This window comes from Clostridium sp. AF32-12BH (genome assembly GCF_003477935.1).
In the GTDB taxonomy this organism is placed as follows: domain Bacteria; phylum Bacillota; class Clostridia; order Lachnospirales; family Lachnospiraceae; genus Brotaphodocola.
The window spans coordinates 103,101-125,810 of record NZ_QUEH01000013.1 but is presented as its reverse complement, the minus strand read 5'-3'; the positions used below and the strand labels follow the sequence as shown (position 1 = coordinate 125,810).

Genomic DNA, 22,710 nt, shown 5'->3' with positions numbered 1-22,710 from the left:
GATATATAAAATGAGCTGCCGCACGTTAGTGCGACAGCCCCTTTTATGTTAGTCTACCGCAAAACGCTTCAGTGCTTCTATGTAATGCATGGCAAATTTTCCCGGCACCACCTGTTTGTGCGTGATATACCCGATTTCCATGTAATCATCTGCCTCCAGCGGCACCGACACAATGTCCCTGCCATTCAGGATTTCATTGATCACACCACTGCAGATGGTATAGCCATTCAGGCCGATCAGCAAATTAAACAATGTTGCCCGGTCACAGACCCGGATGTCTTTCCGGCTCTCCAGCGTACTTAAAATCTCCTCGGAAAAATAGAACGCATTGTGATCTCCCTGCTCGTAGGAAAGCCTCGGATATGGCTCCAGATCCTGCAGAGTGATCTTTTCCAGCTTGGCCAGCGGATTTCCCGATCCGACAAACACATGAGGCTTTGCCAGAAACAGCCGTTCAAATTTCAGATTATGCTCCTTGAAGGTTTTTCGCAGAACGTTCTCGTTGAACTGGTTTAAATAGAGCACCCCAATCTCACTTTTCAGCTTTGCCACATCCTCAATGATCTCATAGGTCTGGGTCTCCCGGAGCCGGAAATCGTAAGTCTTACCTCCGTAAGTCTTGAGCAGTTCCACAAAGGCTTCCACCGCGAAGGAATAATGCTGGGTAGAGACACAGAACTGATGACGCACCGGAGCCGCGCCGGAATAACGTTCCTCCATCAGGCTTGTCTGGGTAATGACCTGTCTGGCATAGCCGAGAAATTCCTCACCCTCCGAAGTCAGGATAATTCCCTTGTTGGTTCTCTGGAAGATGGTAATGCCAAACTCATGCTCCAGTTCCCGGATAGCTGCCGTCAGACTGGGCTGGGAAATATACAGCTTTTCAGCTGCCCTGCTGATGCTCCCGGCCTTCGCGGTCTCTACGATGTATTTTAGCTGTGTCAGTGTCATAGGTGTGTCCTCAAATTTCATAAATTATGATTTTTCTTTTAATTCTACCACATTCCACTGAAAAATAAAATTTTGTTTTCTCCTCTGTACACTGCTGTGCCCTGCTCTGTCTTACAGAACACTGTTAATATCTGCAGCCATATCAACAACTGCCTGTCTGGATGCTTCTGCAAAGTGCTCTGCACCAAACTTTGCGTATTTCTCCTGACGATACGCTGCAATAATGCCGCGTGAAGAATTGACAATTGCTCCAAGTCCATCTTCATTGAAACAATTCTTTAAATCTTTTGCTGTACCGCCCTGTGCACCATAACCAGGTACCAGGAAATAGGTTTTGGGCATGAGTTTTCTTAAAATAACGCTCATCTCCGGGTAGGTTGCTCCTACGACCGCTCCGACATTACTGTATGCGCCATCCATAGATATCCTGCCCCACTCGACCACCCTGTCAGCAATATGCTCATAAAGCGGTTTACCATCAATCAGCCTATCCTGAAACTCCCCACTGGAGGGGTTCGAGGTTTTTACCAACACAAAAATGCCTTTATCCTCTGCATTGCAAACATCAATAAAAGGTTTTACTCCGTCACTTCCCAGATACGGGTTCACAGTAATAAAATCTGTATTGAATATAGAACAACTATTGTTTCCAACTTTCACTCTGCCCAGATGAGCTGATGCGTATGCTGCTGAGGTAGAACCGATATCGCCGCGTTTTGCGTCAGCAATAACCACAAGGCCTTTCTCATGGCAATATTTCACAGTCCTGTCATATGCCTTCAATCCTTCAATACCAAACTGCTCGTACATGGCAATCTGTGGCTTCACAGCCGGAATCAGGTCCCAGGTATGATCCACGATCTCCTTATTAAAATTCCAGATAGCATCTGCTGCTCCTTCTAACGTCTCACCAAACTCTCTGAAGGACTTCTTTAAAATATATTCCGGAATATAATTTAACATCGGATCCAGTCCAACACAGATCGGTGCCTTTGTTTTCTGAATCTTTTCAATTAATTTCTGAATCATGGTCTTCTCCTTAGCAGCACGTACAACGTACCACATTCTTTTATTCTTCTTTATCCCGTAAAACAAAATTCAGCAATATATTCAGTCCCACACCACAAAGTACAGCAATAAAAACCTGTGAGGTGCACAACATATTTAAAAATGGTGGAAGGCTGTCTGCCCACTCTTTATAAGTAGAAGTGCACTGATACGGAAGCATAACTGCCAGCGTCAGAGTAATCCCTGCTACCAGCGTGTTTCTCAGAGTTCTCGGTGATGACACAATGGAGTCAATTCCGGAAAACATAATGGAAGCCGCAGAGATCAGGAACACTGCCCCAATAACCGGTTTCGGAATTCCGGCAAGAATATATGCCATTTTCGGGCAAAAGCCATACAACAGGAATAAAACACCTGCATATTGGGTTACCCGCCTGGATGCCACGCCGGTAGCTGCAACAATGCCGATATTCTGTGTGTAGGAAGTACACGGCAAGCCTCCAAAGAGGGCTGTAATCATGCAGCCAAGTCCGCTGGCCATGATTCCTTTATCAATATGTTTCACACGGTAAACCTCATCACAGGCTGCGCAGGTTGCCGCATAATCCCCGACAGATTCAAAAATAGCTCCCATATAGCCGCTGAATCCACCAATAATGGCCGCTGCCGTAAACGTGATTACTGCGTTTGGCTGTCCTGACAGCCCTGTAAATGGAAATAAACGTGGAATCTTTATCCACGGTGCGGCATAAACTGCATTCCAGTCAAAAATTCCCAGAAATGAAGAAACCACAACTCCGACGATAACAACCGTAATAAGGATAAAGCCCTGGGATACCATTCCTTTCGTTTTAAATTTCAGTATAAGCGCCAACAAAAACGAAATCAGCGCAAGAACCAGATATAATGGTTCCTGTCTGGAAAAAGTCCACTGAACCGCGATTCTCGCTGCGACAAACCCAATTGCTGTCACCACAGAACCAACTACTACCGGAGGAAGGAAAGCTCTTACCTTGCTTACTGTCTTTGTAATTCCGAGGATTGTCTGAATCAAACCTCCAATCAGCGAGGCTCCCCACACTGCTGGCAGACCGTAAACAGCCGCAATGTTTCCCATGGATGACATAAGTGCGGAAGAGGATCCCTGAACAATGGGAAGGCGGTTACCTACCGTTGTCTGTAAAAATGTGCAGATTCCCATACAGAAGAAACATGCGCAAAGCAACGTCGGAACAAAATCCGGCTGGTCAATTCCTGCTAAAGAGGCAAACCCTGCTGCCCACATAAACGGTGTAAAATCTACCAGAGTAATCTGCAATGCAAAAAGAACGGCCTTCCAGCATGGTTTTGGCACATCCTCAATTCCATATGCAATTTCAATATTTGATTCAGGCTGTTCTTCAAAAACCGGCTGTTCTGGATTATACATAAAATCTCTCCCTTCCCATTTTAAATCTTCCTGTTCTTTATTAAACCATAGATATTTCTGTTCCAGTCCGGCCTTCAATTCCTTCTTCCGCTTTTTCAAGAAGCGTAATCAAAGCCTTTCTTCCATGACCGGATTTTGCAAAGGCGACCGCTGCCTCTACTTTCGGAAGCATGGAGCCCGGAGCAAACTGCCCATCCTCTATATAAAATTCTGCTTCTCTTACACTCATATGCTCCAGCCATTTTTGCCTTGGTGTGCCGTAAAAAATCGCAACTTTTTCAACAGCTGTTAAAATAATCAGGTAATCTGCATTTAACTCTTCCGCAAGTTTTTCTGAAGCAAAGTCTTTATCGATAATGGCTTCTGTTCCAAAATATCCGTCTTCCTCTTTTACTACCGGAACGCCTCCGCCTCCGCAGGCAATCACAATCTGTCCGTCTTCTACCATTTTCCGGATCGATTCCAGTTCCAGAATCTGCTGCGGCTTTGGAGACGGAACAACTCTGCGGATGCCTCTTCCTGCATCCTCCGCAAACTCAAATCCTCTTTCTTTTCTCAGAACTTCTGCCTCTGCTTCGGTGACATACGCACCAATCGGCTTAGATGGATTTTTAAACGCATCATCATTTGGATTTACTTCCACCTGCGTAAGAATGGTTGTGATGGACTTTAAAATTCCACATTTCTCGAGTTCATTGCGCAGTGCCCTCTGCAGATCCAGTCCGATATAGCCCTGGCTCATTGCAGTGCACACAGACAGCGGACAAAGCTCATAATGCTCCGGATCCTGCTTATGCAAAGCAGTCATTGCCTTCTGGATCATTCCGACCTGTGGTCCATTTCCATGTGAAATTACAACCTGATGACCGGCCCGAACCAGTCCGGCTACGGCCTTTGCAGTTCCTTTTACTACCTCTGCCTGCTCGGAAATTGTCTTACCAAGTGCATTTCCTCCCAGAGCTATCACAATTCGTTTTCCCATAATTCTTCTCCATTCGTTTTTATAAAAATAGTAATCCTACGGATATAATCACCAGAAGTGCCAGCAGACAAATCACACAATATCCCATAACATCCCTGACTTTCAGTTTTGCGACTTCCAGCACCGGAATCAGCCAGAACGGCTGAAGCAGATTACAGCAGGAATTGCCCCAGGAAAGTGCCATTGCTGCCTTTCCTTCCGACACAGCCGGCATAAAGCTCTGGACCGCCTGCATTACAATCGGCCCCTGAACCGCCCACTGGGCTCCGCCGCTTGGTACAAACAGCTTTACGATCACCGCGCTCAGGCAAGTGAAGAGCGGAAAGGTCTGCACATTGGAAATATGTACAAAAAATCCGGCAATCACCTGTGCGATGGAAACACCGGTTGAACCGCCGTGATAGCTGATCAATCCGGCAATTCCGGCATAAAACGGCATCTGAAGCACAACGCCAACCGCTCCGCCCAGAGATTTTTTTACTGCCGCTACCGTACGTACAGGAGTTTTATACATTGCGATCGATGCAAACAGAAAGATCATATTCACCTGGTTAATAGAAAGTGAAAATGACTGTTTTTTGATATAAAGAGAATCTACAAAACTCCAGATTACGCAGAAAAAGCCAATAAACGCAATCAGACCATTTAAAAGTACAGATGTTTCCAACTTTTCAGCCGGCGTCATCTCACTGCGTGGCCTGTACTGTTTTTCCACCGTCTCCTCAGCGAAGATTGCCGGATCCACAGTTTTTGTTTTTTCAGGAGACGGATGCATAGCCGTAATCAAAAGGCACAGCACAATTGCTCCTACCAGATAAATAAACAGGTTGTATGGCGCAAATACCGTTTCACGAAATGGAATTCCCGTTGTACTCCATACCCCATCGAATGTCCAGCCTCCGGCAACATTGAGTGCAATCGTTCCGGATATTCCTACCAGGCAAAACGCGTTTCCAACATAAGCGGCCGCTACCAGAAGCGGATAATGAATTCCCTTTACCTGCTTTGCCACTTCCTGTGCCAGGACCGCGCATACAATCAAAGCGGCTCCCCACTGTAAAAAATACGCGACCATACCCACTGCGGAAACTAAAAGCAGTGCCTGTCTCGGAGTTTTCGGAATAGACGCAATCTTTACGATGATGCGGTGAACCGGTTCTGTATTGGCAAACATCGTTCCCGTCACCACAATCAGAACCATCTGCATCCCAAAGCCAAGAAGATTCCAGAAACCGCCATACCAGCCATCGTACACCAGATTCACCAGCCGATCCGCCACGGTAATTCCCTCTGCCGGCGCAATTCCTGTAACTGGAACCGCAACCACAAACAGGATTACCGTAAGAAGCAGCACCAGAATATACGCATCCGGAAGAAAACGGCTGATTAATGCCACACTGCCATCTACCAGTGCATCAAATATTTTTTTCACAATTTTCACCTCGTTCTGCCCAAAAGTTTCCAGTTTCCTGGTTCTAAGATTTTACAAGTAGAGCCGCCCTGTTTATAAGGCAGCTCTCACTTTTAATTCATAATCTTCTGAAATTTCTGGTAAAACTCCGGGAATAAAGAATCAAAACTTCCGGCACGATCCAGCATTTTTCCAAAAAAGCCGATCAGCGGAGCATTTACGATTGTTGCAAGAACTGTGTTTAATCCGACCATATTAAAAGCAAACCGGCGGAATAACACCAGCATAAGAACTACTGCAATCAAAAGCGCTGACAGATCAAACAGCCATTTCACTTTTGTCATATCTTTCTGATACGTATCCGTTACATCCTTTACGAACATTTCATAAGCTTCCTGAGGAAGATACGTTCTCAGGAAAAAAGCTATGGCCAGTGAAGTGATCAGAATTCCAAAAACACAAGCCATTCCGCGCTGCCAGTATACGGTATACTGTTCCGAACCTAATACAACATACCACAGATCCAAAATATTTCCGTAAATAAACGCCGTAACAAAAGATAACAGATACTTCCACTTAAAGCGCCGCACAGCAAAGGCCAGCACGATCAGCAGCAATCCCTGAAAGATATACTCTGATTTTCCAAAAGTAAACCAGGGAATTGTTTCTGAAATACGCAAATAAAGCACGTAGGCCGGTGCAACTACCATTGACACGCCAAATCCGCTTTTCGCCGACAGGCAGACCCCCAGTGGGCACAGAATTATTCCCAGGACATACGCAATCTCTGCAAATCTTCCTTTCTTATTTTCCATATGCTTCTCCTTTTTGAAGCTGTTACTTTACGGTAATATCAACGCCGTTCTTAATAACATAAGCCGGTGCTGTGTGATGCCAGATTGCATGGTATACATCCTCATCCTGAAGTACTACCAGATCTGCATCTCCGCCTTCTTTCAGTTCATGGTTTTTGATTCCAAGAACCTTTGCGGCGCTTGTTGTGATCATGTCGTAAAGCAGCTCCATGTCGTCGAAGCTTACCATGTGGAGCAAATGGCTTGCCAGGAAAGCTACCTGAAGCATATTGCACTCACCGTATGGATAGTAAGCATCTGCTATATCATCCTGTCCAAGAGCAACCGGCACGCCTGCCTTCAGAAGGTCTTTGACTCTTGCATGCAGCGGACCGGTATGCGGATCGGATACCACACCAATCTGGGCTTTCTTTAAGAGGGAAACGAGCTTTCTGAAGTAGTTCTCCGGATACAGCTCCATGGCACGGCAATGCTGTGCGGTTGCTCTTCCCTGCCAGCCCATCTCGATGACCTTTTTGCATAACATCTCCAGGGTTCTCTCCTCTGCATCACCTACATCGTCCAGAAGCATGGAAATGTCTTTGTCATACTCTTTTGCGTAGTTACACATAGAATTTACATGGTCTAACTCCTCTTCCTCAGTGAACTCGATCCACGGGATTCCGCCTACTACATCGGCACCAAGATCCATAGCCTGTTTGATCAGTTCTTTTGCTCCCGGCTCTCTGGCAACACCATCCTGCGGAAATGCAACGACCTGAATATCCAGGCGGTCCTTATATTCCTCTCTTCCACGGATAACACCTTTTACGCCTTCCAGTCTGGCTTTGCTGTCCACATCTGCAAATGCGCGGATATGGGTATTGCCGTATTTCACAGCAAGATCGCATGCCTTACGGACATTCTCAATGATCCACTTTTCATCATAGCATGCCTTGAAATCTGCTGCTCTCTCGATGGAAGTCATAGCACCGCCCATGTTATTGTCGTTGTACTCTTTTAATGCAGCCTGTCCGGCCATTTCCAGAGTATAAACCTTACACAGATGAAGGTGTCCGTTTACAAAGGACTCGGTTACCAGGTTTCCTTTTGCATCGATAACCTGCTTTGCCTCGCCCTCTACTGCAGACGCGATTGCCGTGATCTTTCCGTTCTCAATTCCGATCTCAACTAGTTCTTTTCCGGTATTTCTTGTTTTTGCGTTCGTAATCTTAATATCCAGCATATGTAAACCTCCATTATTTTACATGATTCAACATTTTTGCTAACCAATATCCTCTTTCAGACTTTCAATCCTTGCGGATGCCCTGGTGAGAAGATCTTTTCCTACCTGGTTTACGTAGTCACGCTTCTCCTCTTCGCTTACCTTTGTAAGTTTTCCAGAAGATACTACTAATTCCCCATTTACTACTACATTTTTAACAAGACGAGGATCGCCGCTCTCTACAATGCATGCCACCGGATCATAGCATCCGCCTGCATAAGTCAGCTGATTCCAGTCCATCTGGGCGAAATCTGCTGCCATTCCAGGTGCCAGATAACCGATGTCATCCCGTCCAAGAACTTTTGCTCCGCCTGCCGTTGCCATATACAGATAATCATCCGGTGTTGCCGCCTTATCACCCCAGGTAAGACGATTTAACAGATATGCGCACCGGATTTCCTCCAGCATATTCGATGAATTGCTGCTGGCAGCTCCATCTACACCAAGACCAATTCTTGTGAGACCGTGTTCCAGATAAGAAGGCACCGGACATGCACCGGAACTTAAAAGCATATTAGAGATCGGGCAATGTGCCACTCCGGTTCCGGTCTCTGCCATCTGTGCGATTTCTTCTTCATTCAAATGAATGCAGTGGGCAAAATAAAACCGTTTGCCAAGCAAACGGTGCCGTTTAAACCACTCAAATGGCCGGCAACCCCAAGTCTTCAGCGTATATTCCACCTCATGCTGGCTCTCTGCCAGATGACCGTGAACCATAATGTCATACTCTTCTGCCAGATCTACTACAGCTTCAATGATATCTTCCGTTTCATACTGGGCAATGCTCGGAGCGATGCCAACCTGGCACATGGAAAAACGGGACCGGTCATGATATTTTTTCACCAGTCTGATCGTGTCTTCCACAACACTCTCTTTTGTATCCACAACTTCTGGCGGTACAATACTGCTAGGTACAGAGTGGAATCCTCTGGTCGGATGGAAACGGATTCCAATTTCTGCCGCGGCCTCAATTTCCGCGTCAACCAGATATTTTACTCCCACAGGATGCGGATACCAAAGATCATTGGATGTCGTACATCCAGTTTTAAGCATATCTCCCAGACCAGAATAAACACCAGCACGAGCCACATCCGTATTCAGATCTTTATAGATCTCATACATAACAGTCAGCCACGGTTCCAGCTTCAGTCCTCTTGTTGCCTGGATATTGCGGATCAGAGACTGCCATGTATGATGATGCACATTTACAAAACCCGGAAGAATCACCGTGCCTTCTGCCTCTACCACATGGTCAATCTTTAATGTTCCTTCATATTTTTTCTCCAGATCCGTTCCTACATCCAGAATTTCTTTTCCTGAAATCAGCAGATCACCATGACGGATTTTCTCTCTTTTCTCGTTCATGGTAATGATCCAGTCAGCATTTTTATATAGCGTTGTCCCCATACAGACTCCTCCTTTTCGTTCAGAGGGTTCCCCACGAAACCCTCTGAACCGGCCTGTTACTGTTCTTTATACATCCTCGAAACCATCGAATGCCACGATACGGCTGATGCAGCTTTCTCCATCCTGGAACTTCCACGGGAAGCATCCGATTACAACACGCTTGTTGGACAACTTATCGATCTCACCTCCCATGCACTCTGCATGGATTGCCTCATACGGCTGGCCAAACAACTCTAAATGCATTGCCTGGTAATGCTCCGGCCACGGATAAATCTCATTTAAGGATTTGCCATATTTCTTGCGGAAAATAGCGTCGCACTTTTCAGCCTCCATCGGCTCCCAGTCACGGATCTTAGTATTCATCGGATGATCTGCGGAACCGCAGTCAACTCCCAGCCATTTAATCTTCTTTTCACGTACCCACTTGATAAAATCAAGAGACGGACCCGGGTGACGCAGCATATAGCGGCGCTCATCTGCCTCCGGCTGGTCAAATCCATACTTATGATAACCAGTGTTGATGATCAGGATATCTCCCTCACGTACCTCAACGCGCTTCTCGATATCTTCCGGGGTATAGATGCCGAAATCCTCTGCCATATCAGACAAATCAACTACAACACCCGGTGCACACAGCTTGGTTAATTCCAGAGCTGCAATATCTCTTCCTGCGGTGTCGAAATGACGCGGGCCATCCAGATGGGTTCCTACATGATTGGAATGGGTCACAAGCTGTCCGTTTGCTCCATTCGGTGCCAGACGCTTGAAATACTTCACCTGAAGCGGCTCATAGGTTGGCCACGGCGGAGTACTGATTCCAATCGGAATACTTAAATCGTAGATTTTGATGTCAGACCACTTACTCATAATTATAAATCCTCCTTAATATATAAATATTTTTATTATCTAGTTTGTCCATGCTTTTGCGCATGCTTCGATGGCTTTTGTAAAACAGCCTTCCGGCGGATTTACAAGACCTGCTCCAATCTGTCCAACGCCGTAATCCTTGTGAGCAATACCAGTATTGATGATCGGGCGGATTCCAGTCTCCAAAACCTTTACAATGTCGATTCCAGTTGCGCTGCCTCTGAAGTCCAGTACCGGAATTTTATAGGCATTTCCTTCCCCTTCTGTAATCTCGTACATCTGAGAAGAGTAGTTGATCGCATCCTGAACCTGGCCTCCTACAAACTGTACGATAGCTGGTGAAGCTGCCATACAGAATCCGCCAATTCCGGTTGTTTCTGTAATACAGCTATCTCCGATATCCGGATTTGCGTCCGCTTCGGAATATCCCGGGAAATAAAGACCGCGGATATATTCGGACGGTGCCGTAAACCACTGGTCTGCGCCAAGTCCGGAAATCCGGATGCCAAATTCCACACCATTTCTGCACATGGTAGAAACAATGGTGCTGTACGGAATTCCCAGAGTCGGATCCATCGTAGCTTTACAGGACGGCATAGACAGATTCAGAAATGCATGGTCATTTCCATTGATAAATGCAATTGCCTCCTGCTGCTGCTCCAGCGGAAAATGGGTCTTGTAAACATCCGAAAGGATCTCACGGATAAACAAGGACGTGCCAGCCTTATTTCTGTTGTGCCCCTCGTCTCCCATCTGCAGAGCCTGCGCAATCATAACTTTCATATCGATCTCGCCATGGATTTCCAGTGCTTCTTTCAGTACCGGATAATAAACCTTTTCCATCTTTCTCAGGCGGTCAAATACCTCTTCATCACAAGCTCCAAACCGCAGTACCTTTCCAAGTCCTTCGTTCATAGTGCAGTACGCATCATTTCCGAAAGTTTTGTTTACCACATGCCATACCGGCATAGAATAAGTAACAATACCAGCCATCGGACCTACTGCATTGTGATGATGGCAGGAATCAAAGGTAATCTTTCCGCTTCCGGCCAGCTCTTCCGCTTCCTTCATATCCTTTGCCAGTCCCTCATAGATCAGGCCGCCCATAACAGCGCCTTTCATAGGACCGCACATGTCCTCCCACTTCACTGGCGGGCCAGCATGAAGGATCGTCGTTTTGGTCATGCCAGGAATTGCTTCTCCGGCAGTTGACATTCCTACCAGCGCCGGCTGAGCCGCAAGGATTCTGCGAAGTGCCTCCTTGTTTGCGGCTGCGATCTTCTCTGCCAGATTCGGATCCTTTAACTGTTTTAAATAACCGGCAATCTTTTTATCTCCGCCAGCCACCGGTTTCCACGCAACATGGACCGATTTGACATTCTGCTTTTTCAGGTCCTGATAAAAAGACTCAATACCGAAATTGACTACGCATAATTCTTTCTCAAATAACTCATTTACCTTGCTCATGTTCTTCCTCCTCCCCTACAGATTTTTCGTGATCAGTTCTACAAATCTCGCTGCCTGTGCATTGGACGGAAGTACAATTGCCCCTGCTCCTGCCAGTTGGAGAGATGTTGCTGTACGGTTTTGCGGATCACCCTCTGTGCCGCATACAGTAGCTACCACAGACAGGTAACGGCCTTCTTTTGCTGCCAGTTCCTTTGCCTTCCGAATCGCATCGGATAAATCCTTTGCCGGATCCTCGTGGGAACCATAGCCAATCACACAGTCTACCAGGATCACAGCGGTTTCCGGATCCTTTGCCTCCTCGACCACACGCTCTGCTCTAAGGGATGGATCAATCATCGGATGCGGACGGCCAACAGTAAACTCATCATCTCCGAAATCCAGGAAAGTATTTTCCCGTGACTTTCCATTTCTTGCGTTTTCCAGTTTATCTTCCGCTTTCAGCGGGATATTGGAATAAATATGTCCCATACTTCCGATCAGAAGTTTCATTGCCTCATCGCAAATGGTTCCGCCGGTATAAAGGCCTCTCACATATTTCTGCCCCTGGATCATGCCGGCTCTTTCCTCTGCGGCCAGCGCTTCCGCTTTCTCAAGGCCCATGGTGAAATCTTCAAAATCCGATACGGCCTCTCCTTTTGCCAGTGCCACTGCCTTATGCGCTGCATCTTCCAGGGATACTGCTGCATATAATCCGGTTTTTTTAATTTTCTCTGCGTCACCACCAATGAAGCAGACTACAACCGGCTTGCCAGCATTAGCAGCAATCTTTAAAATCTGATCCTCCACATCCTTTGCCGGCGGTTTAGACACCAGCACAATAATCTCTGTCTTCGGATCTTCAATCAGTGCGTTCAGGCACTGCTTCATCATGATTCCGCCAATCTCACTCTTTAAATCTCTTCCACCAGTTCCGAGGAGCTGGGAAACACCTTCACCAAGCTGGTCGATAATAGTGGAAACTTCCTGCGCACCGGTTCCGGATGCACACACAAGACCGATTTTTCCAGGCTTAATCACATTTGCAAATGCAAGCGGTACATGATTGATAACTGCGGTTCCGCAATCTGGACCCATCATCAGGAGTTCTTTGGATACTGCGTACTCTTTCAGTGCTTTTTCTTCCTCGATGGTGACATTATCACTGAACAGCATAACGTTGATGTCACGATCCAGGCAGTCTTTTGCAACATCTGCCGCAAAACGTCCCGGAACTGAAATCACTGCCATGTTCAGATTTTTTTCCACTTTTATGGCTCCATCCAGAGTCGGCGGGAAATACTCTGCCTTGCTTTTTTCTGCTTTCTTGTTCAGCAGTTCATCTACCTTTTCCACTACTTTTTTGAAGCAGTTCTCGTCATCACAATCTGCTGCCACAAAAAAGTCATTTGCGGTTACATCCTCAAAGCCGTCTGCATCTAAGCCAAGATTTCCCGCAATCTCACGGTTCAGATCCGTTCCCATGCCTACCAGTGCTTCGGAAACACCTGACAGATTTTTTACATCTTTCGAGATGATCATCAGGGTTACTGAATCGTAATAGGTGTTTTTTCTGATTTCAAGCTTTACCACATCTGTTTCCTCCCATCTTATTGCTATCGATAACTCCATAATACATGCCGGTCAGGAAATCACATCCCGAGCTGCTTCCGAAACAGGCAACACGTTTCAGAGCTGTGCGAATCTGTTCTGTGTCGCAGTTTGCAAATCCTTCCAGAAGACCAAGAACATCCTCTGAAAACATTCCTTCGCCCGCATGTTTCAACAAAGATCCACTGACATCGTTTGTTCTGGATGCCGCTGCACCGGTGACTGTTTCCGCAAACCCTTCCCAGGGATAATTCTCTGGCCACGATACTATATAGCCACAGAGAAAATCATCGGAAGAAGGTGTCAGGCCCGGCCCTCCTCCAGCCAGCTGCCCTGCCGCATACACCGCTGTTTCCCGTTCTCCATTCTGCACTGCTTCTCGAAAGGCTTCGATCCTCGATGCAAGAAAAGCGGAAAACACATCCTCTGTTCTTCCTTCAATTAACCCATGAATTCCTTTTTCCTCCTGATGTGAAAGAAAACTTCGGATGAAATTGGCTGCCGCCGGATTCAGGATCTCACTCTGCCTTTTCTTCAGATTCAGAATCTCAAACGTTTCAAACTCAAACACCTGATAAGTTCCAATCCAGAGCCCCTGCAGATTTAACCGCATTTCTGTTCCCCTGGAACGTACCAGTTCTTTCACAAACATGAAATCACCGCTCCAGTCGAGATTTAGGGAAAAAGGCTGAAGGCTCTTTTCTTTTGCAAGAAAGGTAACCAGGCCGTTTTCATATGCCATATTCATGGCTCTGTGAAAACAGGAATGTAAAGTTCCTTCCAATGTCTGTTCCGACAGCGCTTCGTATAAGCGGCTGCAGATCCGAACCCGCACCTTCATTTTCCACTCCTCCCTTCTCCGTCTTGTGAACTCTTCACAATATTTTTTGTTTGCTTTGTTTTTTATCTTTGTTATGTTTCATATTATAATCACTAATTTTGTCATTTTCTATGTTGACTGTTCACAATAAACTTCTTATACTTTTGGTAAGCGTTTCAATTTTGAATGGAGGAAGCCCAGATGAACTACTATATTGAAGAAGCCTATTACCCAACCGTAAAGGAGCTTTTAAAACTCCCTATTTTTTCGACCAGCTATCTTGCTGCCGGTGAAAGTGGGTTAAACCGCACTGTTTCCGGCATTAACTTAAGCGACAACCCTGATTACGGACAGTGGATTTCCCCGGGTGAACTGATGATATCCACCTGTTTTTCTGTCTATCAGGACCCTGATGCCATGAATGCCTATATTCCTACTTTAGTGCAAAACCAGATGGCCGCATTCTGCATCAAACCTTCACAATACCTCGACAACGTTGTTCCCCCCATTATGATCCAACAAGCCAATGAAGCTGGCTTTCCGCTCATTGTACTTCCGCCCGACATGCAGTTTTCCCGTATTACCCAGGTACTTTCCGACGAACTGACCCGTCGCCGGACTGCGCTTTTGCGAAATACCCTTTCTGTAAACCAGATGCTGACCCAGACCATCACCGAGGGAGCCAATCTAGATGAGATTGCTTTCATGATTTCCCAGCTTACCGGCGGCAGTATCCTCATTGTAGACAGCGTCAACAACCGCCACAGTATCTTTCTTAAGGAAGAAGACCGCAGCGATTTTAAGGCAGACTCCGAATCTCAGATGATCAATACACTTATCCAGCGCTCCCAGGCGCACGATCTGACATTAGGGGACCACTCCTACGGCTGCCTTTATATCTGCAACCCGACCCAGTCTCCGGCGCTTCCCCCGGAGCTTTTATCGCAGGTTCTCACCGCCATTCCACTGGAAATCACGCGGGAACAAAGTGTCCGGGAACAGGGAGATTCTCTTTTCACCAGTTTTCTACTCCATCTTCTATCAGACCCTATCGTAGACCATCAGCTTGAACAAACCCGCGCCGATGAATTTAAGCTCACACTCGCTGACAACCACCTAATTCTGCGTTTAAAAACACAGATTCAGGATGAAAAAAATCAATATAAAAAAAATTTTCAGCACACACTCCTTATGGGCAATATCCGTTCTGTTTTTTCAAGGTTGGGACTGGACGTACGGATTGTCCCTACTTCCGATGATTACCTGATCCTGCTGAACGCCCCTGCATCCAGTTCTGATCTGGAACATTTATCACACCATATTCCAAAGCTGATCACATCACTTGCCCAGGAATATCCGGATCTTCATATTTCTGCCGGCTGTGGCCGCCCTCACCCGGGTATCCGCGGAATCGTCCAGAGCGATACTGAAGCCCGCACCGCACTGCGCACTGCGCTGCTGAACCAACAGACTGTTCTTGATTTTGAAAATCTCGGTCTGTTACGTCTTTTGTACGCTGCGGACCCAGAAAAAGAAACCAGCCTATTCGTCCAGGAACTGCTTGGTCCGCTGATTGAAACCGATTACCAGAAACACACAGATCTCTTAAAGACTCTGGATTATTATTTTGAATATGCCGGAAATGTAAAAAGAATCTCAGAAGAAATGTTTACGCATTACAATACCATTGCGTACCGCATCAAGAGTATCCAGGAAATTACAAAAAAAGACCTCCATAACAGGAATGATCATTTCCTGCTGGAGGCCGCTGTCTATCTTTATAAATTTAAGGTCCGGTTTTAACGTACTTCTACGATATAACCTTCTTTGCGGGGAGCTGCTTTCGGCTCCTCGCCTTCCAGGTATCCAAGTGCCACTGCACCGACACCTCTTAAGTTTTCCGGAAGATTCCACTGTTTCAGAAGCTTCTTTCCTTCTTCACTGTCAAAAATTTCTTTTTCCCTGTGTACCCATACACTGGAAACATCACATGCTTTTGCTGCCAGCATCAGATAGCAAAGTACGTTTGTACCATCTTCCACCCAAGTGCTCTTGCTGCCATCTGCCAGAACCAACGCAATAGCCGGTGCTCCATAGAACGGATCTGCATTCTCATCTCCCATGATCTTCGCGTTCAGATGCGCAATGTGATCTCGCATGGTTTTATCTGTAACTGCAATGATGACCGGTGACTGTCTCCCACCGCCTGTCGGTGCATAAGTTGCAGTCTCCAGAATCTCCTGCAATACATCTTCCGGGATCATAAGATCCTTTTTATAACTGCGCACAGAGCGTCTTTCCTTCATGATTTTCAACAGTTCCTGTTTCATGATCCTCATCCTCTCTTTGGGTTTTCTTTTAAGTTCATTGTAACAAATAAACTTTACAAATGTTCCCAAAAGAAAGGCTTTGAAATTGTGAAGTTTTATTTTCCGGTCCCAATCCACTTTCCCATTCATCCAGCGCGGCTTTCTCGTACTCGTCCAGTTCCTGTTTCCGCTCCGTCTGCCATGTCATCTCCTTCACCACCAGGCGGGCATCTGCTGCCATGTAAGGACAGTGCAGCACCTGTCCGGAACCGACACTGTTGTTTTCCGGCCAGTATGCCTTGATGTGTTCCATGCGGCAGGGCTCATAGCCTCAGGCAACCGCAAAGAATTCCAATTTGCTTTTTCTGCTAACTTCCAGCCCTGCTTCCGTTCATTTTCTCACTACTGATCCGCTTCGCTTCCCTTGTCCACCGCCCCGATCGGACAGATCTCATAACAGATTCCGCAGCCATCACAAAAACGCAGATCGATCCGGTAATGCCCCTGGCGCGGAACCAGCGCGTGAAGCGGACACTTCTGGGCGCAGCGTCCACAGCGGGTACAGTTATCTAAAATATAGTATACCGGTTTATCAGCCGGAACATTCCCTTCGTTTGTCATGATTTCCTCCAAATATCTATTCTCTCTGATTATCAGTTTTTCTTGTATCAGTTCTTTTCCATTTTTATCATACCACAAAAAAAGCTTTTTACCAATTTTCATCAGTAAAAAGCCTTTTTTCTTAGAACATTTTCCTACAACAATGCTTTATCTTTCTTTACTTCTTTTTATAATCCGCATAGTATGTATTGATCACATCCAGAATTGCTTTTTTCGCATCTTCTCCCACCATGCCAAACGGCTTTCTGCACGGTCCCACCGGATGCCCCATCAGGTTGGTGGCACATTTTACGATTGAATTCGGATTGCCATACTTGAAGCAGTCACGGATCGGTGCAATAGATGCCTGTGCTGCTTTCGCCCCTTCAATGTCACCTGCCAGGTATTTCTGATAAATACTTACCATGATCTCCGGAAGGATATTTGCAATTGCAGTGATTCCGCCTTTCCCTCCCGCCATCAGGGTATACAGAATCAGCGCATCGTTGCCGGAAAGCACTGCAAAATCCTTGTCTTTTGTTGCCGCAATATACTGCAGGATGTTATTGAAGTTTCCGCTGGAATCCTTAACACCGGCAATGTTTTTGATATCTGCCAGCTTTCCTACGGTTGCAGGAGCCAGTGCAGCACCAGTACGCGCTGGAATGTTATACATAACGATCGGGAGATCTACTGCCTCAGCAACTGCTTTGTAGTGTGCGTACAGCTCGTCCTGGCTGATTGCTGCGAAATATGGAGTGATCACCGACAAAACATCTACGCCAATCTCCTGTGCCTTTTTCGACAGGGCAATGGTCTCTGCCGTGCTGATACAGCCAGTACCTGCATATACCGGAACACGTCCCTTTGCTTCCTCTACAAAAATTTCCATCACGCGGACTTTTTCCTCAAAACTTAAAATATAAAATTCACCATTGGTACCAAGACAGAAAATGCCATCACAGCCATCCTCAATCTCACGATTGATCTGATTTCTCATTTCTGCTTCGTTCAAACTTCCATCTTCAAACATTGGGGTCTGCATCGCAGCAATAATCCCTTTGATCTCTGTCATTTTCTTTTCCTCCAATCTTATACTCTCTGTATCGTCTTTATTTCTGCTTCGGAATACGCAGTTTCATCACTGCTTTTACATAATGATGCTGCTCCACAGTATGAGAAACCGCTTTGTGACCATCCTGAGGAAAGGCCGCAAAAAACATTCCCTCAGAAATCAGGACGACATGCTTTTTTTCTCCATCCAGACGTTCCTGGTCTTTTTCTTCGTTATAAGGAATCACGGAATTTAATTTATGATATTCCTCCCAGGCAAGTTCCTCGCATCCACGCAGCATAATCTGAACATCCACATAACTGCGATGTGCCTCGAAAGTTCCTTCCTCCATCGGTTTGGTATCCCCTTCCTGAATCATAAGAAAGCCACCTTCAAATTCGTGTCTTCCAGACTCCAGAGACGCGAGTTGTTTCAGGGTCTTTAACCCATTGCTCAGTCCGGGAAGAACGGATTCATAATATCCGATATTCTCAATACGATCTATGATCATAACCTGCTCCTATCTGCTCTGTGCCGCAGTCGGATTGTACAATCCAACCTTTTCACGCTTGCAGCCCATAACATCTTCTTCCCAAAAGCTTACATATTTAATTCCGATCCTGTTTTTATAAGCATAGGCAAGATGCATTCTCCCATCTTTTCCCTGCATCAGATACGGATACTCATACTGCTTATTGTTTGTAGTGTTTTCTTCCCCGGAAAATCCCTCACCGCGTTCCATCAGACGCACCAGCGGAAAGGTCTTGCCACCGTCTTCTGATAGAGCAACGGCTACCGGACAGCGAAGTCCCGGCCATGCAACCTTTCCATATTCCGGATTTGGTACATGGGTTGGATTGTACGCAATCGCCAGTCTTCCACTCTGAAGTTTCAGCGCACTGATACTGGAGTTATTATTCGGAAGAACCGTCGGCTCCGGTCTGGTCCAGGTATCCCCATAATCATCAGAATGACTGATGTATACAAAATCTGCGAAACGGCTTCTCATCAGGGCAATCAGCTTTCCCGGTTCCAGTTCCACTACATTAGCATGCACTGCACCGTTGCTTTCTGGCATTTCGACCTGCTTCCAGCTTCTTCCCTGATCATCGGAAATACGGAATACAGTTGGATCGCCTTCCAGTCCATTGGCAGAATCTGTGCAGATCCAGTTTCCAAAAATCCACCTTCCGTTGGAAAGAACCTGGATTGGCTGTCTGCAAAAGCTTCCTTCCTGTGGGAAGATCACCTCTGCCTTTCCCCAGGTTTTTCCACCATCAAATGACTTCTGGCAGCGGATAATCGAAGTAAACTGCATATTATCCTTACCTTCTACCCGGTCCAACTGAGCCGTATACATGCACCATACTGCTCCATCCGGTCCCAGGAATAAAGACGGATTCTGCTCACTTCTCTCGGAATCATAGGAAACTGCCACCGGTTCCTCCCAGTGATCGGATCCATGTTCTTTTCTCGCACATACGATGCTGATATCCTTGCTTCCCTCAAAAGAACCTGCAAACCAGGCACAAAGTATATCTCCATTCTCCAGCTCTAACAGCGCCGGTGCATGAGCTGTTGCATATTTTCCCGGAGGCAGCATCGCTTCCAGGATTCCCATATCATCATTTACATAAATGGTTCCGTCCGGAGTTAATCCTCCCATATGTTTATACTCCATTTTTCTATCCTTCTTCATTTTTTGATTCTATGATGTTAGGGTCAAAAGGTCTTTTGACCCCTATGATATCATAACGACAGCCAAAATCCTGATCACGATCCGGTTCTTTCAACCTTTTTTGCATGTTTCTTTCGACAAAAGTTTCTGAAAAATTCCCAGATCAGCTGCGTTTCTTCGTTGATTGCACCATGAGGCATATTCTTCATAAGGGTCACCAGTACACGCACATCGTTTTCATCATTGCTGTATGCCACAGTAGAAAAACGATTTCCTTCCTGATAACCATTTTCACTCGTAAAATAATTACTCTCATTACAGGTTAATCCATGATCCGCATCGCAATGATTTACATTGAGAAAGAATGGAACAGACAAATCTTTTTCTTTCTGAACCGTTGGATCATTATCTCCATAAAAGAATGCAATCGGCATCTCCCATCCATCTGCGGCAAAAATATCCATTCTGGTCTGAATTTCCGGTGCAAAAGAATCCGGCAGCTTTGATTCATCAATCTGATGCATGCTATAGGTATCGCCCGCCGGACCATTGCTGGACGCAACAGCTGCATAAAGCTCCGGATGCTGGTACGCCAGTTCCCGAACCATGACCGCACCATTTGAAAAACCAGCGAGGTAAATCCGCGTTTGATCCACCTGATACCGTTTCACCAGTTCTTCGATCATAAGAGGGAACAATATTCCATCCCGCAAAGAAAACCATCCGTTTCCCGGAGAATCCGGTGTCACTACGATAAACTCACCCGTACGGTCGCCTAACTCATTCCAGCCATTTTTATCCGCATACATCCAGGCAGGTTCTCCTCTTCCGTGAATGTTAAATACAACCGGTAAATTTTTTTCCGTTTCTTTTCCTTTTGGAAGATGTACAAAATAATCGTATGATACGCCTGCGATAGAAATGCTATGGCGCAGAAAGCGGGTACTGCTGTAAAAATCCTGTTTGCTGTCCACCCAGGCAAGTGTTCCATCCGGACCGTTTTTCCAGCGGATCACATGCGCAAACTGCTGCGTATAGATAAATCTGCTGCGCTCTGCTTCATCCCGGAAATCTGCCCGGATGATGCGTACTTGGTTTGCCTGATTTTTTGAATCTTTGTATACCTGTGTGCAGATATTACCGACAACTTCTTCCGCAAAGCAGTCATACATAGAAGCATAATGTGCTGTTATTTTATCCGTATTTTCTGAGGAAAAAGCCCAGAGGCAAACAGGGATATCCCTGTTTCTGACAAAATAATCTTTTGGATTTTTTACCATCCAATGGTTGGATTCCTCTTCTCCCGCCTCAAAATGTTCCGGCAGACCATCTATCAGTGAAACAGCCGCTGCAAAATTCGGGTGTGACGTCAAAAAATTTCCTGCATACACAGCACCCTCTTTGTAGCCAACTATGTAGAGAATCGTTTCCCAACACCAGAGAGAACCACCTCGCCCCCAGATTGCACTGCCGCTGCGGCTTTTAAAGCTGTTTCGTGTTTCATTATAAAGTTTCAACAGGAAATCGGGCGCTTCAGCCTCCCACCCTTCAGGAGCCACAGGAACCACCAGAACTGCCCCGGCACGCTCTGCAATTTCTTTCCACCCCGTTCTTTTTGCAAAATGTTCTGCACCTTCCAAAGAAGCAGCATCTTGCTGTGGACAGCAGAGATAGATTGTTTTTACAGGATCACAGCCAGCAGCAGATGAAATATAAAAATAGAAAGGGTGCGCAAATACCAATTTTTTCATAAACTTTGCCTTTCTTACAGAGCCCAGGTTGCAAGCCCCGGGAAGAGCATAATGATAGAAATAATGATCGTCATGCCAAGCCAGAGCGGAATGACCTTACGGCAGATTTCCATCGGATCTTTGTTTGCGATCGGTGCAATAACATACAGGCTCATTCCAAAAGGAGGAGTCAGGGAACCGATTGCGCCCAGACCAGACACACCTGCTGCATATACATTCAGTTCAATACCAAAAGCCTTCGCTACCGGATATACAATCGGAATAACGATCGCAGTCGGGTTCATAATTAACATTGCAACGCTCATTAAAAGCACACTCATCAGAATGAATGAGGTCTTTGTGGCAAATACTGCAGATGCAGCATTGGAAATCACGACATCTAATCCGTATGCCGCCAAAAGTTTTGAGAAAGAAACTGCAAACGCAAGCAGCATAGCAAGCTTTGCCACCGCCTTAACAGAACCAAGGATCGTATTCCATAATTCTTTCGGATTTACCGTTTTGTAAATAAACAGAGAAACAATAACCGCATAGACTACAGATACAGCCGCTGCCTCAGCAGTAGTAAAAATATTGGTAAAAATACCGCCAAGGATGATTGCCGGGCAAAGCAGTGCCCAGATGCTGTCAGCAAATACCCTTCCAAAACCTTTTGCTCTCAGTTCTTTTACTTTCTCTTCAATCTTTGCACGGTCACCGCCATCCTTACGGCAATGAAGAATGGTCATAACAAGCAGGAACAGACCGCACACCAGACCCATGACCATCGCTACTTTAAAGCACTCTGTAGCATTTACATCCTCCATCATGGCAACCGTCTGTAAGATTGCACCGCTTGGCGGAATCAGCTGTCCCAGAGAACCGGCACAGGCCAGCATCGCTGCAAAAAAGACCACGTCGTAACCCAGTTCGACCAGATACGGAAGAACCATGCATCCTACCGCTGCAACCACTGCAATTCCAGATCCAGAGATCATTCCGTAAAACAGGGAAGTCATGACAGCTACCAATGGGAAACAACTGCGAAAATTTCCAAACAAATAAGCAAAAATATCAAAAATACGTTCCGTCAGACGTCCTTTGCTCATCAGCTCACCGGAAATTACAAACAATGCAATTGCAACATAGGTATCTTTTCCTGCTCCGGCTGCCAGCCAGCCTACCAGATCAGAAAGGCGAAACACCTCCTGACCAGATAAAAGACACGGTACAAGAAAAGCCATGGCATAGCTGCCAACCATAGGCAAACCCATAACCAGCATGGGAACTAACATAGAAATAAAGATGATTGCTAACATTTTTGCTCC

21 protein-coding genes are annotated in these 22,710 nt (G+C 46.1%); 1 reads left to right on the top strand and 20 read right to left on the bottom strand.

Features of this window, described 5'->3' with window-relative positions; genetic code table 11:
- Positions 1-48 precede the first annotated feature (48 nt).
- The 12 genes from DWZ40_RS13645 to DWZ40_RS13590 form a co-directional block, all read right to left on the bottom strand.
- Positions 49-951 carry a LysR family transcriptional regulator gene (locus DWZ40_RS13645; protein WP_118543547.1) on the bottom strand — a complete coding sequence of 301 codons (903 nt, stop codon included), beginning with the start codon at positions 949-951 and terminating at the stop codon, positions 49-51.
- Between the two features lie 111 nt (positions 952-1,062).
- Positions 1,063-1,980: an orotidine-5'-phosphate decarboxylase gene (gene pyrF / locus DWZ40_RS13640; protein WP_118533787.1), complete on the bottom strand. Its 918-nt coding sequence runs from the start codon at positions 1,978-1,980 to the stop codon at positions 1,063-1,065.
- 40 nt (positions 1,981-2,020) lie between these two features.
- Complete coding sequence (locus DWZ40_RS13635) at positions 2,021-3,388, bottom strand: solute carrier family 23 protein (RefSeq protein WP_118543556.1); 1,368 nt, start codon at positions 3,386-3,388, stop codon at positions 2,021-2,023.
- Between the two features lie 40 nt (positions 3,389-3,428).
- On the bottom strand, positions 3,429-4,370 hold the full coding sequence (gene arcC, locus DWZ40_RS13630) for a carbamate kinase (protein WP_118533788.1): 942 nt from the start codon (positions 4,368-4,370) through the stop codon (positions 3,429-3,431).
- 19 nt (positions 4,371-4,389) lie between these two features.
- A complete protein-coding gene (locus tag DWZ40_RS13625) occupies positions 4,390-5,802 on the bottom strand; it encodes a TIGR00366 family protein (RefSeq protein WP_177304577.1) in 1,413 nt (470 codons plus the stop codon).
- 92 nt (positions 5,803-5,894) lie between these two features.
- Positions 5,895-6,596: a DUF6198 family protein gene (locus tag DWZ40_RS13620; RefSeq protein ID WP_118543545.1), complete on the bottom strand. Its 702-nt coding sequence runs from the start codon at positions 6,594-6,596 to the stop codon at positions 5,895-5,897.
- 22 nt (positions 6,597-6,618) lie between these two features.
- Positions 6,619-7,821 carry an amidohydrolase family protein gene (locus DWZ40_RS13615; protein ID WP_118533791.1) on the bottom strand — a complete coding sequence of 401 codons (1,203 nt, stop codon included), beginning with the start codon at positions 7,819-7,821 and terminating at the stop codon, positions 6,619-6,621.
- Positions 7,822-7,860: 39 nt separating this feature from the next.
- Complete coding sequence (locus DWZ40_RS13610; RefSeq protein WP_118533792.1) at positions 7,861-9,267, bottom strand: amidohydrolase family protein; 1,407 nt, start codon at positions 9,265-9,267, stop codon at positions 7,861-7,863.
- A 66-nt stretch (positions 9,268-9,333) separates the two neighbouring features.
- Complete coding sequence (locus DWZ40_RS13605; protein ID WP_118533793.1) at positions 9,334-10,134, bottom strand: cyclase family protein; 801 nt, start codon at positions 10,132-10,134, stop codon at positions 9,334-9,336.
- A 39-nt stretch (positions 10,135-10,173) separates the two neighbouring features.
- Positions 10,174-11,601, bottom strand: a complete 1,428-nt coding sequence (locus tag DWZ40_RS13600; protein ID WP_118543544.1) for a DUF1116 domain-containing protein — start codon at positions 11,599-11,601, stop codon at positions 10,174-10,176.
- A gap of 15 nt (positions 11,602-11,616) precedes the next feature.
- Entirely contained in the window at positions 11,617-13,173 is a 1,557-nt protein-coding gene (fdrA, locus tag DWZ40_RS13595) for an acyl-CoA synthetase FdrA (RefSeq protein ID WP_243035343.1), read from the bottom strand.
- Positions 13,160-14,032 (bottom strand): DUF2877 domain-containing protein, encoded by an 873-nt coding sequence (locus tag DWZ40_RS13590; protein ID WP_118543542.1) that lies wholly within the window; start codon positions 14,030-14,032, stop codon positions 13,160-13,162. Before DWZ40_RS13590 ends, fdrA begins: the two co-directional genes overlap by 14 nt.
- 180 nt (positions 14,033-14,212) lie before the next feature.
- On the opposite strand from DWZ40_RS13590, the gene DWZ40_RS13585 reads away from it, so the two are divergent.
- Positions 14,213-15,814, top strand: a complete 1,602-nt coding sequence (locus tag DWZ40_RS13585) for a PucR family transcriptional regulator (protein ID WP_182431750.1) — start codon at positions 14,213-14,215, stop codon at positions 15,812-15,814.
- On the opposite strand, the gene DWZ40_RS13580 is transcribed toward DWZ40_RS13585, so the two are convergent.
- From DWZ40_RS13580 to DWZ40_RS13550, 8 genes are all read right to left on the bottom strand, one after another.
- Positions 15,811-16,341, bottom strand: coding sequence for a nitroreductase family protein (locus tag DWZ40_RS13580; RefSeq protein ID WP_118533798.1), 531 nt, complete (start codon positions 16,339-16,341; stop codon positions 15,811-15,813). The two genes, DWZ40_RS13585 and DWZ40_RS13580, sit on opposite strands and share 4 nt — an antisense overlap.
- A 34-nt stretch (positions 16,342-16,375) precedes the next feature.
- Positions 16,376-16,633 carry a hypothetical protein gene (locus tag DWZ40_RS19605; RefSeq protein WP_178716517.1) on the bottom strand — a complete coding sequence of 86 codons (258 nt, stop codon included), beginning with the start codon at positions 16,631-16,633 and terminating at the stop codon, positions 16,376-16,378.
- Positions 16,634-16,722: 89 nt separating this feature from the next.
- Entirely contained in the window at positions 16,723-16,941 is a 219-nt protein-coding gene (locus DWZ40_RS13575; protein WP_182431749.1) for a 4Fe-4S binding protein, read from the bottom strand.
- A 157-nt stretch (positions 16,942-17,098) separates the two neighbouring features.
- Positions 17,099-17,995, bottom strand: coding sequence for a 4-hydroxy-tetrahydrodipicolinate synthase (dapA, locus tag DWZ40_RS13570; RefSeq protein ID WP_118543540.1), 897 nt, complete (start codon positions 17,993-17,995; stop codon positions 17,099-17,101).
- Positions 17,996-18,032: 37 nt separating this feature from the next.
- A complete protein-coding gene (locus DWZ40_RS13565; protein WP_118543539.1) occupies positions 18,033-18,485 on the bottom strand; it encodes a YhcH/YjgK/YiaL family protein in 453 nt (150 codons plus the stop codon).
- A gap of 9 nt (positions 18,486-18,494) precedes the next feature.
- Positions 18,495-19,655, bottom strand: coding sequence for a sialidase family protein (locus tag DWZ40_RS13560; RefSeq protein WP_118543538.1), 1,161 nt, complete (start codon positions 19,653-19,655; stop codon positions 18,495-18,497).
- A 92-nt stretch (positions 19,656-19,747) separates the two neighbouring features.
- Entirely contained in the window at positions 19,748-21,403 is a 1,656-nt protein-coding gene (locus DWZ40_RS13555; protein WP_118543537.1) for a PHB depolymerase family esterase, read from the bottom strand.
- Positions 21,404-21,417: 14 nt separating this feature from the next.
- Complete coding sequence (locus DWZ40_RS13550) at positions 21,418-22,701, bottom strand: TRAP transporter large permease subunit (RefSeq protein ID WP_118543536.1); 1,284 nt, start codon at positions 22,699-22,701, stop codon at positions 21,418-21,420.
- Between the last annotated feature and the right edge of the window lie 9 nt (positions 22,702-22,710).

Bases quoted from the DNA above. Each gene is read 5' to 3' on its own strand.
- DWZ40_RS13645 (WP_118543547.1), bottom strand. From the start codon at position 951: ATGACACTGACACAGCTAAAATACATCGTAGAGACCGCGAAGGCCGGG.
- pyrF (WP_118533787.1), bottom strand. From the start codon at position 1,980: ATGATTCAGAAATTAATTGAAAAGATTCAGAAAACAAAGGCACCGATC.
- DWZ40_RS13635 (WP_118543556.1), bottom strand. From the start codon at position 3,388: ATGTATAATCCAGAACAGCCGGTTTTTGAAGAACAGCCTGAATCAAAT.
- arcC (WP_118533788.1), bottom strand. From the start codon at position 4,370: ATGGGAAAACGAATTGTGATAGCTCTGGGAGGAAATGCACTTGGTAAG.
- DWZ40_RS13620 (WP_118543545.1), bottom strand. From the start codon at position 6,596: ATGGAAAATAAGAAAGGAAGATTTGCAGAGATTGCGTATGTCCTGGGA.
- DWZ40_RS13615 (WP_118533791.1), bottom strand. From the start codon at position 7,821: ATGCTGGATATTAAGATTACGAACGCAAAAACAAGAAATACCGGAAAA.
- DWZ40_RS13610 (WP_118533792.1), bottom strand. From the start codon at position 9,267: ATGGGGACAACGCTATATAAAAATGCTGACTGGATCATTACCATGAAC.
- DWZ40_RS13605 (WP_118533793.1), bottom strand. From the start codon at position 10,134: ATGAGTAAGTGGTCTGACATCAAAATCTACGATTTAAGTATTCCGATT.
- DWZ40_RS13600 (WP_118543544.1), bottom strand. From the start codon at position 11,601: ATGAGCAAGGTAAATGAGTTATTTGAGAAAGAATTATGCGTAGTCAAT.
- DWZ40_RS13590 (WP_118543542.1), bottom strand. From the start codon at position 14,032: ATGAAGGTGCGGGTTCGGATCTGCAGCCGCTTATACGAAGCGCTGTCG.
- DWZ40_RS13585 (WP_182431750.1), top strand. From the start codon at position 14,213: ATGAACTACTATATTGAAGAAGCCTATTACCCAACCGTAAAGGAGCTT.
- DWZ40_RS13580 (WP_118533798.1), bottom strand. From the start codon at position 16,341: ATGAAACAGGAACTGTTGAAAATCATGAAGGAAAGACGCTCTGTGCGC.
- DWZ40_RS19605 (WP_178716517.1), bottom strand. From the start codon at position 16,633: ATGGAACACATCAAGGCATACTGGCCGGAAAACAACAGTGTCGGTTCC.
- DWZ40_RS13575 (WP_182431749.1), bottom strand. From the start codon at position 16,941: ATGACAAACGAAGGGAATGTTCCGGCTGATAAACCGGTATACTATATT.
- dapA (WP_118543540.1), bottom strand. From the start codon at position 17,995: ATGACAGAGATCAAAGGGATTATTGCTGCGATGCAGACCCCAATGTTT.
- DWZ40_RS13565 (WP_118543539.1), bottom strand. From the start codon at position 18,485: ATGATCATAGATCGTATTGAGAATATCGGATATTATGAATCCGTTCTT.
- DWZ40_RS13560 (WP_118543538.1), bottom strand. From the start codon at position 19,655: ATGGAGTATAAACATATGGGAGGATTAACTCCGGACGGAACCATTTAT.
- DWZ40_RS13555 (WP_118543537.1), bottom strand. From the start codon at position 21,403: ATGAAAAAATTGGTATTTGCGCACCCTTTCTATTTTTATATTTCATCT.
- DWZ40_RS13550 (WP_118543536.1), bottom strand. From the start codon at position 22,701: ATGTTAGCAATCATCTTTATTTCTATGTTAGTTCCCATGCTGGTTATG.